At 56.4% G+C, this 17476-nt stretch carries 17 protein-coding genes and 1 pseudogene; 11 read left to right on the top strand and 7 right to left on the bottom strand.

Annotated elements, in window-relative coordinates:
- Window positions 1–372: 372 nt before the first annotated feature.
- Window positions 373–876, top strand: coding sequence for a hypothetical protein (locus tag AB4Z53_RS19810; RefSeq protein ID WP_441597388.1), 504 nt, complete (start codon window positions 373–375; stop codon window positions 874–876).
- 733 nt (window positions 877–1609) lie between these two features.
- Entirely contained in the window at window positions 1610–2236 is a 627-nt protein-coding gene (locus AB4Z53_RS19805; RefSeq protein ID WP_441597386.1) for an adenylate/guanylate cyclase domain-containing protein, read from the top strand.
- A 269-nt stretch (window positions 2237–2505) separates the two neighbouring features.
- On the opposite strand, the gene AB4Z53_RS19800 is transcribed toward AB4Z53_RS19805, so the two are convergent.
- Window positions 2506–2847: a DUF5335 family protein gene (locus AB4Z53_RS19800; protein ID WP_441597383.1), complete on the bottom strand. Its 342-nt coding sequence runs from the start codon at window positions 2845–2847 to the stop codon at window positions 2506–2508.
- 522 nt (window positions 2848–3369) lie between these two features.
- On the opposite strand from AB4Z53_RS19800, the gene AB4Z53_RS19795 reads away from it, so the two are divergent.
- The 4 genes and pseudogenes from AB4Z53_RS19795 (at window position 3370) to AB4Z53_RS19780 (ending at window position 6066) form a co-directional block, all read left to right on the top strand.
- Complete coding sequence (locus AB4Z53_RS19795; protein ID WP_113536162.1) at window positions 3370–3690, top strand: c-type cytochrome; 321 nt, start codon at window positions 3370–3372, stop codon at window positions 3688–3690.
- A gap of 202 nt (window positions 3691–3892) precedes the next feature.
- The gene (locus AB4Z53_RS19790) at window positions 3893–4435 is read left to right on the top strand and encodes a CYTH domain-containing protein (protein ID WP_291164131.1); all 543 of its coding nucleotides are present in this window, start codon (window positions 3893–3895) and stop codon (window positions 4433–4435) included.
- A 209-nt stretch (window positions 4436–4644) separates the two neighbouring features.
- A pseudogene (locus tag AB4Z53_RS19785) lies at window positions 4645–5167 on the top strand (Hsp20/alpha crystallin family protein).
- A 68-nt stretch (window positions 5168–5235) separates the two neighbouring features.
- Entirely contained in the window at window positions 5236–6066 is an 831-nt protein-coding gene (locus AB4Z53_RS19780; protein WP_113536159.1) for a universal stress protein, read from the top strand.
- A 107-nt stretch (window positions 6067–6173) separates the two neighbouring features.
- Here AB4Z53_RS19780 and AB4Z53_RS19775 read toward each other — a convergent pair whose 3' ends face one another.
- The 3 genes from AB4Z53_RS19775 to argF are packed head-to-tail and all read right to left on the bottom strand — an operon-like array spanning window position 6174 to window position 9099.
- Entirely contained in the window at window positions 6174–6425 is a 252-nt protein-coding gene (locus AB4Z53_RS19775; protein WP_441597380.1) for a CBS domain-containing protein, read from the bottom strand.
- 55 nt (window positions 6426–6480) lie between these two features.
- Window positions 6481–8076 (bottom strand): MBL fold metallo-hydrolase, encoded by a 1596-nt coding sequence (locus AB4Z53_RS19770; RefSeq protein WP_441597378.1) that lies wholly within the window; start codon window positions 8074–8076, stop codon window positions 6481–6483.
- Between the two features lie 15 nt (window positions 8077–8091).
- Complete coding sequence (gene argF, locus AB4Z53_RS19765; protein ID WP_441597376.1) at window positions 8092–9099, bottom strand: ornithine carbamoyltransferase; 1008 nt, start codon at window positions 9097–9099, stop codon at window positions 8092–8094.
- Window positions 9100–9309: 210 nt separating this feature from the next.
- On the opposite strand from argF, the gene AB4Z53_RS19760 reads away from it, so the two are divergent.
- Window positions 9310–9750, top strand: a complete 441-nt coding sequence (locus tag AB4Z53_RS19760; RefSeq protein WP_113536155.1) for a hypothetical protein — start codon at window positions 9310–9312, stop codon at window positions 9748–9750.
- Window positions 9751–9772: 22 nt separating this feature from the next.
- On the opposite strand, the gene AB4Z53_RS19755 is transcribed toward AB4Z53_RS19760, so the two are convergent.
- On the bottom strand, window positions 9773–10519 hold the full coding sequence (locus AB4Z53_RS19755; protein ID WP_113536154.1) for a response regulator: 747 nt from the start codon (window positions 10517–10519) through the stop codon (window positions 9773–9775).
- A 133-nt stretch (window positions 10520–10652) separates the two neighbouring features.
- Between AB4Z53_RS19755 and AB4Z53_RS19750 the strand changes: the two genes are divergently transcribed.
- The 4 genes from AB4Z53_RS19750 (at window position 10653) to AB4Z53_RS19735 (ending at window position 15625) form a co-directional block, all read left to right on the top strand.
- On the top strand, window positions 10653–11408 hold the full coding sequence (locus tag AB4Z53_RS19750; RefSeq protein WP_441597373.1) for a Crp/Fnr family transcriptional regulator: 756 nt from the start codon (window positions 10653–10655) through the stop codon (window positions 11406–11408).
- Between the two features lie 17 nt (window positions 11409–11425).
- Window positions 11426–13300, top strand: coding sequence for a PAS domain S-box protein (locus AB4Z53_RS19745; protein ID WP_441597371.1), 1875 nt, complete (start codon window positions 11426–11428; stop codon window positions 13298–13300).
- Between the two features lie 278 nt (window positions 13301–13578).
- A complete protein-coding gene (locus AB4Z53_RS19740; protein WP_441597370.1) occupies window positions 13579–14412 on the top strand; it encodes a universal stress protein in 834 nt (277 codons plus the stop codon).
- 556 nt (window positions 14413–14968) lie between these two features.
- A complete protein-coding gene (locus AB4Z53_RS19735; protein WP_441597368.1) occupies window positions 14969–15625 on the top strand; it encodes a BON domain-containing protein in 657 nt (218 codons plus the stop codon).
- A gap of 209 nt (window positions 15626–15834) precedes the next feature.
- Here AB4Z53_RS19735 and AB4Z53_RS19730 read toward each other — a convergent pair whose 3' ends face one another.
- Window positions 15835–16536 (bottom strand): DUF4010 domain-containing protein, encoded by a 702-nt coding sequence (locus AB4Z53_RS19730; RefSeq protein ID WP_441597555.1) that lies wholly within the window; start codon window positions 16534–16536, stop codon window positions 15835–15837.
- 349 nt (window positions 16537–16885) lie between these two features.
- Window positions 16886–17248, bottom strand: coding sequence for an EF-hand domain-containing protein (locus AB4Z53_RS19725; RefSeq protein ID WP_113536149.1), 363 nt, complete (start codon window positions 17246–17248; stop codon window positions 16886–16888).
- Window positions 17249–17476 lie beyond the last annotated feature (228 nt).

Here is a 17476-nt window from a genome sequence, read left to right as displayed (position 1 = left end):
GCCAACGACTATGAAAAACAAGAAAGGCCTTAGATCCGAAACGGGTAGAATCCAGGGCCTTCCGTCTGAGCGTTCGAATTCACAGACGCGCCATCTTATGGCTGAAAATCGGGTCATCGTCACGCCGTACCGACGCGGAAATTGCGCATGACGACATCAAGTCAGCCAAATTGGTAGGTCTCAAAAGTCGGCTGATCGACTTGACGCCCGGTCGGGCCGTTTCCCAGCAGCCGAAGTCACCCCCTCGCCCCTTTTGGTGATCTTGTCGGATCGACAGCCCGATACTATTTTTTCTTCACACTCGATTTTCGAACTACGGGGCTCCGGCGGAGGGAACCTCGCGCCGCCCCCTTTGAGATAAGGAGGTCGCGCATGCATTCCCTGAACAGATCGATGGCGCTTCTCCCTCACGAAATGAACGAGATCGATCAGATCTTCCAGGACATCCTGCGCGAACGCGGGCTGTCGCGGGATTGTGAGACGGCAGAAGTGATCGCAAGGCGCATTCTCAACTGTTACCAGAGAGGCATCCGAGAGAGCAGTGCCCTGAAATACATGACCGGTTTCGACAAAAGATCGGTGGCGCACGCGAACGCGGAAGCACTCGTCCACGGCAATCAGGAGATCTCGATGCAGGAGGTTGCAGGAGAGCCAACCACCGAGATCAGCCCAGACGATCTGGATATGCTCCAACGAACATTCGATAGGGTATGCACCTGGTGCAACATTCCACGCTACGGAAAGCGCGCCCACCGGTTGGCGCGGTACATAACCGATCAATTTCGCCACGGGGTGAGCGATGGGGATGCACTGTTCGAGAGCGCCATGTGGCAGGAGCAGCACTCCGACGCTGCGTGGCATAGACCGGACGCGTAGGGAACTTTCCGGATCGTTGGCCGTTTTGATTTGCCGATGATCCACGACGCCGGATGATCGACCGGGCCCCGACGCGAAGCCGTGCGGGGCCTGCCAGGTACACGCTCGCTTGGCCCCGTCGTCGCCTTTCGGGGCCATTTTTTTTGGGTTCGCTTCCGTCCGACAGGAACCTTTTCAGCCCATGGGCGTTTTCTCGCTTGTCTGGATCCCAAATGTCCCCTTGGGATCACATGGCCGGCTCCACCAATCCCCGGAGTGAAGTCCGAAGTAGCCCCTGGCCTCGTCACCCCCGACGGGGCCATTGCTTTTATGATCCCTGGTCGACCATCTTTACCGGATGGATTTGCCGTCCGGATTTTCTGCCGGGGCTTCGCTTGTGTCGCGAGGTGGCTTCTGGTCCTCGGGCTTCCGACGATCAGGACGACCCGCTCCAGGTTTTTTCGGATCGTCCTTCCCTGGCGCAACTGCAATCTTCTCAGTCATCGGGGCTTATCCCCTCGTTTCCAGTACAAAACCGTCTGGTGGACGACAAGTTCCGATCTGTTCGATTGCATTATCAATGTCCTGGCGCGGCGCTGATCTGAAGATCCCGATGGTGGCTCCGGCCGACCTGGGGATCGCAGCCGCCCGCCACCTGGCAACGCCTCTCGACGACATCGGAGGGCCGGCCCCGGCGACGATCACGGCAAACCATTAGCTTGCCGTTCTTCTGGGCTGCGATCTTCAACAAGCTATGGATCACCTCTTGCCGCCGGCGTCAGCGGTGCTGGCCGGTATTGTCATTGCTGGTCCCTCGTCATCGCCTCGTCAGCATGGCACCATCCTGTTTGTAGATATACGAGGCTTCACCGCCTATGCGGAAAAGCTGGATCCAGGGAAGTTATCCGTATTCATCTCCTCGTTTCGGCGGCGCGTGATGAGAGCAACCGAGGCTTCTGGCGGAATGGTGGACAAATTCATCGGGGATGGCGCCCTGATTGTTTTGGTATTCCGGAGCCGCAGAGCGACGATTGCCCTCGCGCAGTTGCGTGCGCGTACCGGATCCTTGAGCTTATCGATCTGTGGAACAGCAAACGTGGTTTCGACCCGCCTGTCCGAGTGGGGATCGGCATTCACAGCGGCGAAGTGTATTATGGGCTCGTGGGTGATGAGCATCGGCTTGAATTCACTGTGCTTGGCGACGGCTGCCAAGATAGAGCAGGCGACAAAACGCTTTGACGCTTCGCTGCTTGCGTCTGAGGTGGTGGTGCTGCATGCGGGACACCAATACGCGTGGGAACCGGTCGGACGAGAACCCCTCGGCAGTCGCGGAGAGCATGTGGCTCTTTTTGCCGCGAAGGCATTGAAATCCGGCAAATGACCGAGGTTTACTGGTCGGCTTCAAGCGTAGTTGGAAGCCCGCCCGTGTGCTGGGTCGAACCTCCATTCCTTATGGTTGTGCAATTCGAGAAGGATGGAGGTGCACATGATCACGAGCGTGCCGACTTCAAAAACCGGGGCCGTGCAATTCGAATTGGCAACGCGCGGCTCTTGATATTGACGGCACTGATGTTCACGGCGACCATCGCTGCCGCGGGGGAATCCCTTGTTGAAATGCCGTAGCAGCGCGAAACTCCCAGTATTGGTTGCTTAGTTGTGAGGCGCGGAAAGTCTGAGTGGGCTGACCAATGTGACGATCTGGCGACGCTGCTCGGAGTCCACGACTTCCAGATTACTAAGCCCATCAGGTCCTTCTCTAACCGTTATAGCGGTTGGCTTGTGAATGAGATGATCGAGGCCCTCCAAGGCGATTTCGAGCAAGTCACCTTTGTGGTCAAACGTGATGCCGAGCAACATCACTGATTTCGCTTGAATCTGGTCGCCGAGATTCAGTCCGATCACTTCGACCAGAACGCGCTTGCCTTGGAGAGCCTTTGCAATCCGGTCAAAATATAGATGCCATTCAGATTTGGCTAAGACACGGCTAGTCATAGTCACGACTCCTCGACGGCAAGCGCTTCTCTAAAGCCGACCGGCGCCCCTTGCCACATTTTGGTAACGATCACATTGTGTCAGCAGGGGCCGACGACGATCAAATGTAGCCGGCGAGCGCGAACTTAGCTTTGTCGCCGATCAAACGCCGGGACTAATTTCGGCTCGCAGCCGCCACCATAGTACGGGAGATCTCTTTCTCGGTTCTCACCGCTAGCGCATCTTTGGCAACACCAAGCGCGTACGCCTGTTCGACCGGCTCTCCTCTTGTTGAGAACCAGGCAGATCACATCAGTGCTGGTCAGTGACTGTGCGTCCCAAATCAGGCTGCATTGATCGGCATCAAAGACGCAAGCAGCGGTCCCCGATAACATTGCACTCTCGAAGGGGCCAACGCGTTCGCTTTACGACGGTTTGTCGGCTCGCCCGTTGAGAAGAAAACGGCAAGCTGCGTTCATCAACGCGGAACCCGGCTCGTCGACGATGTAACACCGACTTCAGTTTAGAAGGGATCGCTCCAAAATGAAGCGGCTGATCTTTCTGAATGGTATTTGGATTTCCATCCTCCTACACATCGGCCATGTCGCCGCGGCTGATCTCGCCCAGGGACGCACAATAGCGGTTCGCTGGTGCAGCGAATGCCATATCGTTGCACCAGGACAGGGGCACGGCTCCGACTCAGTTCCGACATTCGCGGAGATAAGTCGGACGAAGGACTTTAACGAGGCCAAATTGTCGGCTTTTTTGTCGGCACCCCAGCACTCACGGATGCCCAATCTGTCATTAACGCGTTCGGAGATTGGCGATCTTGTCGCCTACATCAAGGCCCAGCGCCCGCGATGATTGGCAGCCGAACAATGACCGGTGAAGCGCGTCGTGCAACTTTCATGTTCTCGAGAATACAAGGCGCCGCTTAGTTTTCAGGCTTCATCACAGATGTTCGCGAAAGCGCTCGGTCCCCGCACTCAAACTCGAACCGTCGCTAAGACCTCGGTGAAGTGTCTCCGGCTATAATGACACTGCACCTTCAATCAACGAGGCAGACATGGCTGCAGAAATTGAACGAAAATTCTTGGTGCTTGATGATCGGTGGCGGCAGCAGGCTTCGGAAGGATTTCTGCTACAGCAAGCCTACCTTGTAGCGACGAAGAACAGAACGGTCCGGGTCAGGATTATTGATGCCAGGTGCGCCAAGTTGACGGTAAAGATTAGAAGCGGCCAAGCCAGACGCGAGGAGTTCGAATACGACATTCCATACGCGGATGCGAAGGAGATGTTTCAGTATGCTCAAGGTGTCATTGAGAAAACGCGCTTCGAAGTGGAACATCAAGGCCACACCTGGGAGGTCGATGTCTATTCCGGGCAGCATCGCGGCCTCGTAATCGCAGAAGTTGAATTAAGGGACCTCGCTGACAGTCCCGTTCTTCCCGATTGGCTCGGGCCCGAGGTGACTGGGAACTCACATTTTTCGAACCGGGTTCTGGCCACAACAAATGGCAATCCGTCGGATCTGAGGGTCGCTTCAGCGACCGACCAGCGTCCATCTTCAGCGGTGCGGTCTCAGGGGCGCGGTAAACAGGGCGAGTGATGGGTCGAAACGACCTGCATCGACCCGATGTTCTTACATGAACATGCGGCCTTTTTGACGGCCGTCAATGCTTTTCCCCTTCGGGCGCGGTTCAATATTGCTGTCAGGCGGTGAACGGCAGATTAGTCGAAACGTAAGGCGATCATGCCGCCCACCATTTTCTGCACAGGCCGCCGGCCACCAAACTTCATGCGAAGGAGAAACCAGCCATGGCTGAAACAGCAACTAAACTCCCCATCAAACAAGATGAAACCGCAACCCGGCCCCGTGCGGAATCGTGGGTGCCCTTTAATAGCCTTCGAGCCGAAATCGATCGCTTGTTCGATGATTTCACACCGAGCTTCTGGCGTCGGTCGTTTGGCCCCTCCAGTCAGCAATCATCCCTACTGTCGACGTGGGCGATCGCGCCTGCGGTAGATCTCGTCGAAAATGGCAAGCTACGAGATCACCGTCGAGTTGCCGGGCATCGAGGAGAAGGACGTCGAAGTGAAGGTCTCGAACGAAATTCTGACGATTCGAGGTGAGAAACAAGAAGCAAAAGAAGAAAAGGGCAAGGAATATGTTCTGTCGGAGCGACGCTACGGCACGTTCCAACGCAGCTTCAAGATGCCGGACGGCGTCAAGGCGGACGAAATCGCGGCAACCTTCTCGAAGGGAGTCCTCACCGTCACCTTGCCAAAGAGCAAGGAGGCTAGACAGAACGATCGCAAAATTCAGGTGAACGCGATGTGAGGATTGTCCACCGCTCCGCCAGCAGAACAAGCACTTGCGGAGCGGCGCATCCACGAAAGGAGGAAGACATGCCATTCAAGACCATTCTCAGCATACTTGGCGAGCATGGGATCGAAAACGACATGCAAGTCGCAATGAAACTCTGCGGCGAAGTGAGAGCTCATTTGAGCGCTCTTCTCGTTGCCATGTCCCGCGTGCCGACGGGGCGCTACGAGACACTCTCGCCGAGTTGGCTGGAGGCGCGCGATCACAACCTGCAGAAGCTGACAGAACGCGTTTCCATGCTCCGCGAACGTCTTACTGGGGCCGAGTTGTCGTTTGATGTCGATAGCCTGTATGCTGAGGTTGCTGGCCCCGGGTACGACATCGGTGAACGAGCTCTCTATGCGGATCTGGTTTTGGCTGGACCCGGCGTCTTTGGGAGTGAGGAGTTGAAATCGCAGGTCGTCAGCGGCGGGCTTTTTCAAGCAGGGCGTCCCGTCCTGTTCGTTCCTCCAGACGTTAATGCGACCCTGAGGCCAAAGATGATCCTCCTTGCGTGGGATTCGCGGCCGAGTGCAGCTCACGCTTCAAGGCACGCTCTTGAAATGATGAAGATGGCGCAGTCGGTTCACGTCACGATGGTCGACCCGGTTGCCGCGGCAAGAGCAAGTGGTGACGAGCCGGGAGCTGATGTCGCAACTTATCTTGCGCGCCATGGCATCAACGTCACGGTCGCCACCTTGTCGAGCTCGAGCCGTTCTGTGACGGAAACCCTGCTAAGGCATGCATTGGACATCAATGCAGACATGATGGTCATGGGCGCCTACGGCCATTCAAAATTGCTGGAGCTAATTCTTGGCGGCGTGACAAAATCCATGCTCAAAGAAGCGAACTTGCCAATTTTGATGGCCCATTGATCTTCACCCCAGGTTGAGAAGCCCCATTGAGGCGGCGGTGGATGTGGCCGCCCCACCTAGCAACCCGCGGTGCGCCGAGGATGCAAAGGCCGTGGGCTGCGACGCGATTACCGCAAGTGTAGACCGCGGCTGCCGGGCCGAAAGTGGGCATCGGCATTGCGGAGCATCAGCAATTCACCAATCGTTTCGTAGTTCATGAGGCCGACGACGCGGTGGCTGCGGTCGACTACCGCTGCAGCTGGGGCGTTCGCATCCTGCATCAGCCGCAAGATTACCTCGATGTGGGACCGCTCGTCGACGATGGGGATATCGCGCCGCATAGCAGCTACGACAGGCATGTTGTGGCTGTCTTCGGCCATGGCTATCGGTTGCGACCCATGTACTCCATTTCACCTGTCAGATACGGGAAAAAGGTCAAGCATCTTCCTGCATTGCCCGCCGCATACGTCTAATGACCACGCCACGTGCCTTGTCATCCGCAGCTTTCGCCAACTCGTCCTGAAGATCGAGAACAAGTGATTGGAAATCGTTGTTCCAATCCGTCCGTCCCGCACGAAGTGGATCGATGCGCGGAGGCGGCACATGCTCGAAAATCGAGACCGGACCCGTCGGTTCCAAGCGGAACGCGGCATCCAGACTTGGACGAACCACCTTGTCTTCGGGAAGGAACTCCAGCAGCCTTTGCCGTAATCCCTCCAGGCCATCATCTTCGCCGTGTACCAAAAAAACGCCGGCACTTATCGGGCAGCGCGTCCGCACCCACTGGGCAAGCTGCCGACCATCGGCATGCCCGCTATAAATGTCTAGCTTCCGTATGCGGGCGCGCACGCGCATGTCCTCGCCCTGAATGCGAACCATGGATGCGCCCTCTTCGAGGAGTCGTCCCAAAGTGCCTGCGGCCTGGTAACCAACAAGCAGAACTGTTCCCTCATCCCTCCAAAGCCAGTTCTTCAGTCGGTGCCTGATGCGGCCCGCCTCGCACATCCCGCTTGCCGCGATGACGATATGGAATCCCCTCATGAAGTCGATAGCTTTGGATTGCTCCGGGGTCTCCGTAAAGCGCACGTTCTTGGCACGTAAGGCCCTGGACAGCATGTCACCATTTTCGAGCTCGGCGGCATGACGACGAAAGATCTCGCTGGCCCTCGTCGCGAGAGGAGAGTCTATGACGATGGGACAGTTGGCGATCGTGCCGGCCTCCATGAGGTAGACCAGATCGGTGAGCAGCTCCTGGGTACGTTCCACGGCAAAAGACGGTATGATCAACGCGCCATTTGGATGCTCGGCATCGGTCACCACCGAGCGCAAGATACCCCGCCGCGTCTCATCGCTCGCGTCGTCTCGTTCGACGTCACCATATGTGCTTTCGCAAACCACATAGTCCCATCCCACAGGTGCGGTCGCGTCATATTGTAGGAGTTTGTGACTGGGTCCGATGTCGCCGGAAAAGAGCAACCTGAGAGATGACGGAGAGGTGCCGATTTCGACTTCAACTGAAGCCGAGCCGAGGAGATGACCGGCATTCCAAAATCGGAAGCGTATTCCGTCGGCGGCCGTCTCCCATGTGTTTAGCCGCACTGGTCTGAAAAGTGTAACTGCAACGGCTGCATCTCTTGCGGTATAGATCGGAGTCACCGTGCGCCGGCCGCGTCGAAGGTTTCTTCGGTTGAGCTGGTCGACTTCGCTTTCCTGGATGTGGGCAGAGTCCGGCAGCATGACGGAACACAGATCCGTCGTCCCCGGTGTCGCGAAGATCGGACCGCTATATCCCGCGCGGGCAAGCTTCGGCAAAAGTCCGGAGTGGTCGATATGCGCGTGTGTCAACAGTACTGCGTCGATTGTATCGACGTCGAAAGGGAAAGGTCGATAGTTAAGTTCCTTTTCGGTTTTGGAGCCCTGGAAGAGCCCACAATCGACCAGTATTTTCGTCTCGCCGGACTCTATCAGTTGGCACGAGCCTGTCACGGTTCCTGCAGCGCCGTGGAAGCGAATGATCGGATAAGTGGTCATCGCAAAAACTCCGGATCAAATTTCGGGTTGACCGTCCATTGTCGCAATCAGTGTCGCCTTGATGGCGTGCATGCGATTTTCAGCTTGCGTAAACACAACCGACGACTTGGATTCAAAAACGGCATCGCACACTTCCAGGCACTCGATGCCGAACCGTCTGGCAACACGTGCTCCAACCTGATCTGCGGCAGCATGCCAGGCAGGCAGACTGTGCATCAGCTTGGTGCGCGGATTATCAGTGGCCTCCATCACGTTCTCTCTGACCCCGAACGGTGCAAGCTGCCTGACCCGATCTGCCCAGCGAACATCTCCCTCGGCAAACCAGGGAGCCGTGCAGACGAAGTCGGCTCCGAGGATGCCGGTGCCAACATGCTCTAAAACCGTTATCTGTCCGCCGCATTGCTTGGCAAGCGACATAACATGGTCGACAAAAGGCGCCTCCGGCCAGAAGGTCCGCGGCGAAACGATGCGGAGGTCGATGCCAAGTTTTGACGCGACCACCGCGAGCGTTCTTGCCACATTACTCCGTCCGTCACCCATGAAAGCTACGATTAACTTTTCCAGGGGCTTGTCGCTGCACTCCTGCATCGTCAGCAGGTCAGCCAAGCCTTGGGTTGGATGGAACACATCCGTTACACTATTGAGAACAGGCACTGTCGCCCAGTGGGCCAACTCTTCGATGTCAGTCTGCGAATGTCCGCAGTATCCAATTGCATCATATAGTCTATCAAGAAAACGGGCGGTGTCCTTGATCGTATCCCGGCGCCGTGCGTAGCCTGTCGCGTGCCCGATCAAAGTGAGATTGGCCCCTTGGTCGTGAGCCGCCACCTCGAAGGCAGCGCGGCTATGAAGCGAATCTTTTTCTAAAAGAAGTGCGATGTTTTTCGCACCTAATCGCTTGGTTTCGCAACCGGCCTGCTTTTGTGTTTTGAGTTCCGCGGCCAATCGAAGAAGGAAGCGTATCTCCTCCCCAGTGTACTCATCAAGGGTCAGCATGTCACGACCGCGAAGATCGATTGGCATGACGTCTCCTCCTGCGATGTTCCCGAGGACGAATAGAAAACGGAAATTCAACCGCTGGCATTGATGCCCGTCAATGACGCCTTGCCGCTTTGCAAGAAAACTACGAACTATCGCTCAAGCGGAGCGTGCGATCATCCACCAGGCCGTAGCGCCTTGGGGCACTTGAGGCTGAGTGGCACGTTCCCCAAGCGATTCAATGGGAGGGGAACAATGGCTTCCGCCTACGCCGTCGGTCCAATCAGACCGATGCAAGTCGACCAGGCCTACTGTTTGATTGAAGCCGTTGGGTACGGCATTGGCCTAGATGCATGGCGCGAATATTGTGCAGTCGGCCTGCGCCCGCGCTACCGATCCCCCTATGTTGAAGAGATCGTGACTAGTGAGAACGCATTCGGTTACGTCAATGGCATCGCCATAATGCGCGCCAGACATAGTGCCCGGCTTGGTTTCCACCTTTCTGTCCCTGTCTTTGTTGTCGCCAGCGCCGCTGACGCGCGTGGCGTCTCAAGTGCTATGCTGCGTTATGTGACCACTGCGGCGCGAAACAAGCACTGCAACATCATTCACATTGCAAATCCCACACCTGACCAATGGTCTGTGGGAGGCGAACCGCTCGATAGTACATCTTCCGGAATCTTCATTCCCGTGTGATAGGCAAGGACTAAAGCGAAACTTAAGCGTCCTGTTTTTCAGTGCGCGCGCTAAAAACGTAGCCTACTCCCCGAATGGATTTAATGAGCTCCGGATGCCGAGGATCGCGTTCAATCTTGCGACGCAACCTCGCGATTTGGGCATCGATTACGCGATCGTAGGCTTCAAGTGTTCTGCCTCGGGTGAGATCCATTAACATGTCACGATTGAGGACACGGCCAGCATGCGCGACCAAAGTGGAGAGCATGTCGAACTCAGCCGTGGTTAAGGCAATTTCCTTTCCGTCCTGTGAGGTCAGTCGACGGCAAGCGATGTCGAGGCGCAGTCCTTCGAAACAGAAGATCTCACCGAACCGCTCCTCACGGATCTGCGGCTGCATTGGCGAGTAGCGGCGGCGACGAAGGGCACCCCTCACCCGTGCTAGAACCTCTCGAAGATGAAAGGGTTTTGTGACGTAATCGTCCGCCCCGATCTCAAGGCCGACGACACGGTCGACCACATCGGCCCGTCCCGTCAGCATGATGATCGGAATATCAGAGTGTGCCCGAAGGTCTCGAGCCAGCGACAGTCCATCCTCACCCGGCAAGCCCAGATCGAGCAGGATGATATCGACGTCGCCTTTTTCGACGGACTTGCGCATTTCCCGGCCGTCGCCAGCGAGGCTCACGCGGTAACCTTCCGCTTCGAAATAGCGCGCTAGCATCTGCCTAATTCGTGGATCGTCATCCACAACGAGGACCAGCTCCGGCTCGTTGCAAGCGTTTGCCATAACCTACCCCGAATATCGGCCCCGGCCGCTGTCACATTCCGTCACACAATAGCACAAATCGTCTCAGGCGCGTCGATCCCAATTCACGCATGCGTGCTGAAATCATCCGTCAACGTCAGATGGAGGATGCGCGATGACCCTTCAATCAGTTGCTAGACGCGGTGGTCTGGGACATGAGGGCTGCTCGCTTGTTCCCGGTGATTTAGCCTCAATGTTCAGCTTGCAACCTTTAGTCGAGGCAGCGCCGGGCGAAGCAATCTTCTGGGAGGGGGATGAGGCCAGATACGTTTTCCAGGTGGATGATGGCATGCTGCGGGCGCTGCGCGTACTTAGGGACGGCAGACGGGTCATTGTTGGCTTTCTCCATACGGGAGATCTGTTGGGAGTGTCCCTTAGGGATCGCTATCTTTACACAGTTGAGGCGATCACTGAAGTGAGACTGCGCCGCTTTTCTCGTCATCGCTTCGAAGACGAAGTCGCGCGCCAGCCGCATCTGAGGGAACAATTCCTATCCAAGCTCTGTGACGAGATGACGGCGGCACAGGATCAAGCGGTGCTCTTATCCCGCCGTAGTGCTGACGAGAAAGTCGCCAATTTTTTGCTTTTGATGATGAAGGACAAACATGCCGATCCGATTCCCTTCGTCAATCTTCCGATGACGCGGCTCGATATCGCAGACTACTTGAACATGACAATAGAAACCGTGTCTCGTACGATAACGAAATTCGCGAACTGCGGGATTATAGTTGCGCCTGATCGGCGCTCGATCATAATTTTAAAAAGAAACTCGCTTCAAGCGATCGCGGACGGTGACGATACAGATCTTCAGTCGGCTCACATGTTTGGCAGAGGCGAGCGAACAAGATTTGCTCAAGAACGTGGCGGTTGACGATGGCGCAGGCACGGATGACAAAGATCGTAGATCTGCTCAGGGGCGCGAACTTGGTCGTCCATGGGCCAAGCGGTATGATCAGTCACTGGAGCAGGGGCTGCGAGGAACTTTACGGTTGGCCACGCGATCAAGCGGAAGGCGAAGTGATCCACCAGCTGCTCGCGACGACCTTCCCGGAGCCAATCGAAGCAATCCATGAATACATGAAACAGCACGGAACGTGGTCCGGCGAGTTGGCACAAAAGCGTAGAGATGGAAGCAAGGTCTTCGTCGTGAGCCTCTGGGTAGGACTTCAAAATGGTCAAGAAGACCTTACAGCGCAGTTCGACAACGACATCTCGGACTTGAAACATGCCCAAGCCGACCTTGTCTCACGGGAGGCTCATCTCCGGTCGATCCTCGATACCGTCCCCGAAGCGATGGTGGTAATTGACGAAACTGGGGTAATCACATCTTTCAGCAGCGCGGCAGAACGGCTCTTTGGTTATGCGGAAAGTGAGGTCTGCGGCCAAAACGTCAGGGTGCTCATGCCCTCTCCGGATCGAGAGGCGCATGACCGCTATATCTCGAATTACCTTCGCACAGGGGAACGGCGGATCATCGGCATAGGTAGAGTCGTGACCGGCAGGCGCAAGGATGGCACCACCTTCCCGATGGAGCTATCGGTCGGAGAAGCTCGATCCGCCGATCGTAGGATCTTTACGGGCTTTATTAGAGATCTGACCAGTCGTCAGCGTATCGACGAGGAATTGAGACAATCTCAAAAGATGGAAGCCATCGGCCAGCTCACCGGAGGGCTCGCGCACGATTTCAACAATTTGCTGACAGTTATCGTCGGTAATCTCGAAATGATCGAGGCACGCCTGGAGGATCAGGATCTCCGGCACCTCTTGCAGGAAGCACAAGCTGCGGCCGATGATGGTGCAAAGCTCACGGCGCAATTGCTTGCCTTCGGCAGACGCCAGCCCCTCGCCCCGGAACTCATCGATGTCGGTGCGCTTGTCAGTAGTTTTGCCAACTTATTGAGCCGCACATTGGGTGAGACGGTGGAGCTTTCCACGTTGGTTCGCGGGTCCGAAAACGTTGTCCTTGTCGACGTTCCTCAACTTCAGAATGCTCTACTCAACCTCGCACTGAATGCGCGCGACGCAATGAAGTCTGCTGGGACGCTCACTGTCGAGGTTTCCAAGGCGATGTTGGATCAGGATTACGTGCTGATGTATCCGGATGTTCGAACGGGGCAGTATGTCCTCGTAGCCGTCAGCGATACGGGCTCGGGCATGACGGAGGATGTCAGGCGCCGCGCATTTGAGCCCTTCTTCACGACCAAAGCCACCGGCGCTGGAACAGGGCTTGGGCTCAGCATGGTCTATGGTTTTGTCATGCAGTCCGGCGGACATGTTCAACTTTATAGCGAACAAGGCCGAGGCACCACAGTACGGCTGTTCTTGCCGGCTGCAACTCAACCGTCGCAACCAAACGCGGCAAGTGAAGCGAAAGGCCCAGTCCGCGAGGCGGTCCCGCGTGGGCACGAAACAATCCTCGTGGTCGAAGACGATGCACGTGTTCGCCGCATCGTAGTCGCGCGTCTATTGGACACGGGCTATAAAGTATTTGAGGCCGAGGCGGGTACACAAGCTCTTCAGCTTCTTGCTGAACACCCAGAAGTCTCACTTGTGTTCACAGACATGATCATGCCCGGCGGTATGACCGGCAGCGAACTCGCTCACCACATCCGCAGATTTCGTCCCGACATGAAGATACTCCTAACGTCCGGCTACGCCGCCCCGCGTGTTACCGAAAGACAACTGCCGGATGGTTCGGCCTGGTTACTGAAACCCTATACTGCACGTCAACTTGCAAAACGCCTACGAGAGTTGCTTGATTGAAACGTAAAATCCGTATTGACCCCGAGGCGGTTCATCAAAGAGACAGCGTGCCTTCGATATTCGGAGTCTGTTTCAGCGAAGTTTAGAAGTATTCTCACTCGCCCGGCTTTGCCATCATCGTGACACCTCTAAGGCCTCTGCCGGAGGTCGTGCATGCGCCTCGGCACGCTCAGCACACGAACCGCTTCGTATTCCAACTTTGATTGGCGTCAATGCCGGCTTCGATAACACGCCTAGACTGGTTTTACGCTCAATTCCTAATTCGGGAGAACAGAGCCATGACGTACAAGACTGTCCTGCTCGTCGCTGATGCCGACAACTATGAAAGCGATCTGAGGGCCGCGGTGGATCTCTGCGTGGCTGGAAACGCCCATCTGACCGTCCTCTTGATGATGCTTGCGGCTCCGGTGCCATTAGGAGATTACGCAGCCATGTCGGTTGCCTGGATCGAGGTTCGTGATGGCGACACCGGGAGGCTTGGCAAAGCGGCCATGAGTGCCCGCGCGACGCTCGAAACACTTGGTGTTTCGTTCGAAATCCATGGAAGCTATCCTGAGGAAGCATGGGTGGAGGACGACGTCGGAGAACGCGCACGTTATGCCGACCTGACCCTCGTCGGGACGAGCCTGCTAGCAAACCGGAGGCTTCGCTCGCACGTCGTTGAGGGCGCGCTTTTCAATTCGGCTCGACCGGTCCTTCTTTCCGGTAACCGCCAGTCGGTGACGCTATCCCCCAAGAAAATACTTCTAGCATGGAACTCTACCATTGAGGCGAGCAGAGCCCTAAGGGAGGCACTGGAAATGATGAAAGGCGCTGACATCGTCAACATAGTTCTGATCGACCCCAAGGCCACCCAGGCTGCGAACGGGGAAGAACCCGGTTCGGATGTAGCGACCTACCTTTCCCGACACGGCATCAAGGTTACTGTCGATCGTCTTCCAAGCTCCGGGCGCGAGGTTAGCGAGGTTCTTGTCCAGCACGCGATTGATATCGCCGCAGACCTCATTGTAATGGGCGCATACGGCCATTCACGCGTTCGCGAACGGGTGTTCGGCGGCGTAACCAAGGCCATGTTAAACGCGCCGGTCGTGCCTGTTTTGATGATACATTGAGTCAGCAGCGCCACGATGTGCCGTTCCTTGGGCGGCGTATATGTTTTGGCGGCCAAGCCCTTTTTCGTGATGGGAACCGCGACCAAGCAGCTCAACGACATCTTTATTGAAAAAGAGATGCAGGTAGCAATCACCGACCTCCGGCGGATCCGGCCTTCAAGACGCTACGCTCCCAACTCGCCCTCGTTTCGAGAGAGGACCAGGCGTGCCAGGTATTCGCTACGTCGCCGTCCGCTAGACGCGAACTCCTGAAAAGGCGCATTGGATGATGACGCTTTTCCACTCATTTCCGGAAAGCTCGTCTCGGGTTCTTACCATCCAGTCGGATTGGCTTACAGCAAAACAAGATGCGTCACTTGCCCGGATTGGAAAATGAGGCTGGTTTCGTTGACGGACATTCCTGACGATCGTGCTCCACCTCGCTCAACGATTTCATGCCCTACTCAAAAATAAGGTCCCGTCGCTATTGGCCTTTGACGCCCCTCAATGACCGATCACGGCTGATCAGCGACAATCACGGTACGTCAATAAAGACGAGGCCCTGGAGGTGATCGCCATGAGCGACTTGAGTCTACGACAAGACATCCTTGACGAGCTCGAATATGAGCCCAGCATAGATGCCGCCAACATCGGCGTAACGGTTGAGAATGGAATCGTGACTTTAACCGGTCATGTCCAAAGTTACCCGGAAAAGCATACGGCCGAGCACGTTGCCCGACGCGTTAAAGGTGTTCGCGCGATTGCGGAGGAAATCGTCGTACGATTGCCGGATCATAAGAGAACCGCTGATGATGAAATAGCGAGCCGCGTCCTGAAAATCCTCGACTGGGGTGCAGCAATCTCAGAACCGAACAACATCCAGATCAAGGTGGAGCGGGGGTACGTGACTCTCGTCGGCACTGTCGATTGGTATTTCCAACGCTCGGCCGCAGAAAGCGCGATCTACCAGTTGACAGGCGTCACGGGCATCGACAACCAACTCAGAATTCGTCCCAGAATGGATGTCGTCGACATTCGGCTTGGTATCACGGAGGCGTTGAGACGCCACGCGGAGATCCAAGCCGCAGAGATTGGCATCGAAGTCTCAGGCAGTCACGTGACCCTCCGGGGGAAAGTCCAAAGCCTGCGTGAACGAACAGTGGCTGAGCAGGCCGCCTGGTCTGCCAAAGGAGTGAGCGGCGTGACGGACTACCTGGAGGTTGTAGGTAAGTAAGGATGTCATATACCGCCATCAGCGGGCGAAGATGACTTTTCCGCCACCTCGCCTTGCGGAACACCGTATCAGCGGCCATATCCTAAATGGACTGAGCGGTAATCGAACCCTGTATCGGCCATAGAGTTGCGGTCCCAACGCCCTGCCTCGGTCAGAGGCAGGCTTTTCATGGCGATGAGAGTACCTGCGACCGCAGATTTGCAGATGTGTTATTGAAATATCACGAGATATCCGCTTGCACCGGCACCCGCAGCGAATAATGAGACGAGCGCGAGTGGGAGCCAATATCTTGGGGGGCCGGATAAGACCGCCACAAATATCCGCCCGCCCGCGTTGGCAAGTGCGGCTGCAAGGACGGCTGTTCCCACGGTTTCCAGTGGCATCGCGCCACCGAACCGCAGCGCAGTTAGAACCGCTCTGTCGACGTCAAAAACTCCCGATGCCACCGCAACGCCAATCAGGCTCTCATTGCCGATCCCACTAATCAACGCAGCTCCAAGCGTCGCCGAACCTGCGAAAAGGCCCGCAAAGATGAAAAGCGACCCAACTTCGAACGGGTTTCGCGCGACAATGGCCTCACCTGACGCAGGAGCACCCTTCGCCATGAGACCACCGCCACAGGCCACAAAAATTGAGGCGGTGATGAGAAGCGGTAACAGCACGATCGGAAGAACTTGAGGGTACAGGGCGAAAACCACCGTGAGCACGCGCAACAGGGAGACCGCCGCAGCGAAGCTTGCAGCACCAGCAAGCGGACGCGCTGCCTCGCCGCTGCGCGCCTTCTGCCCGAAGCTTGCCGTCACAGCAGTCGAGGAAACGAGGGCGCCCGCAAAGCCACTGATCAAAAGCCCCCGAGTTGAACCCAAAAGGCGCGTCGCAACATAGCCTGCAAACGAAATGGTGGCGCTCAGAACGGTGAGGAACCAGATCTCACGGAGGTTGAACCGGCCCCACGGAACCGCGCCGTAAGTGCATGACTAAAAGTCAGCAAACTCGCTGAGGCGAAACCCGGATCGGGTATACAACTTTCCACACCTGCCATTTGGGCTTGAGCACTTCAAGCCTTTCGCCTCTCCGGATGTTCAGGTCCGGCTTCATCTATTCCCTATCCGCACCATCGAACCTCAACAACCGGTCTGCGGATCCGTCGGGGAGTGCAAGGAGGGCCACTTGCACCCTGACAACAGTCGGCTGCAAACGACCGGTTCGAGGCCAGGCCCGTTTTCTCAACGGCAGCGCGTCGGAACTTATCCACCCCCTCTACTGGTCCCGCATGAAAGCCTTCATTTCCTCTGGCGTTACTTTCCCATCCTTGTTTGCGTCGACCTTGTCAAAGATACGCTTATGGATCGCGCTAACTTCTTCAAACGAAAGGGCGTTGTCATTGTCGGCGTCGGCAATGGCAAACATGAACTTCATCATATGACCTTGCATCATGCCTTGCCGCATGCCGCCCATCATACCGTATTGCCTTCCGCCGTTCATCCCGTCCTGCATCACGACGGAACAATCAGCCTTTTCACCCTTTCCCTCTTTTGCGTCCTTCTGGGCGAATGACGGCGCTATGTTGCTTGACAGGAGCGCAGTGATGATCGCGATAGATGCGAGTCTTGCAGTTGTCATGTGACTTCTCCTTCCAAATGCAGGAGATTCGCTCCGAAACGAGAATTGCGGCCTCGCAGTGGCGCGCACCTGCAATCATATCAACGCCATTAAGTTACCTCCGATGCAGGTGTAGTTCCTTGCGCTGCGTCAACTGGATCACAGCACAATAGCGTCGGGGGAGGCGTGACCTTGAGACGCTAGGCTGCAGTCCAGCCTATCAACGCCCGTCCCTGGACTCACCATCGT

It is taken from the genome of Ensifer sp. 2TAB8, from assembly GCF_052115125.1.
Lineage (GTDB): Bacteria > Pseudomonadota > Alphaproteobacteria > Rhizobiales > Rhizobiaceae > Ensifer.
This window is presented reverse-complemented; position numbering and strand designations above follow the sequence as displayed.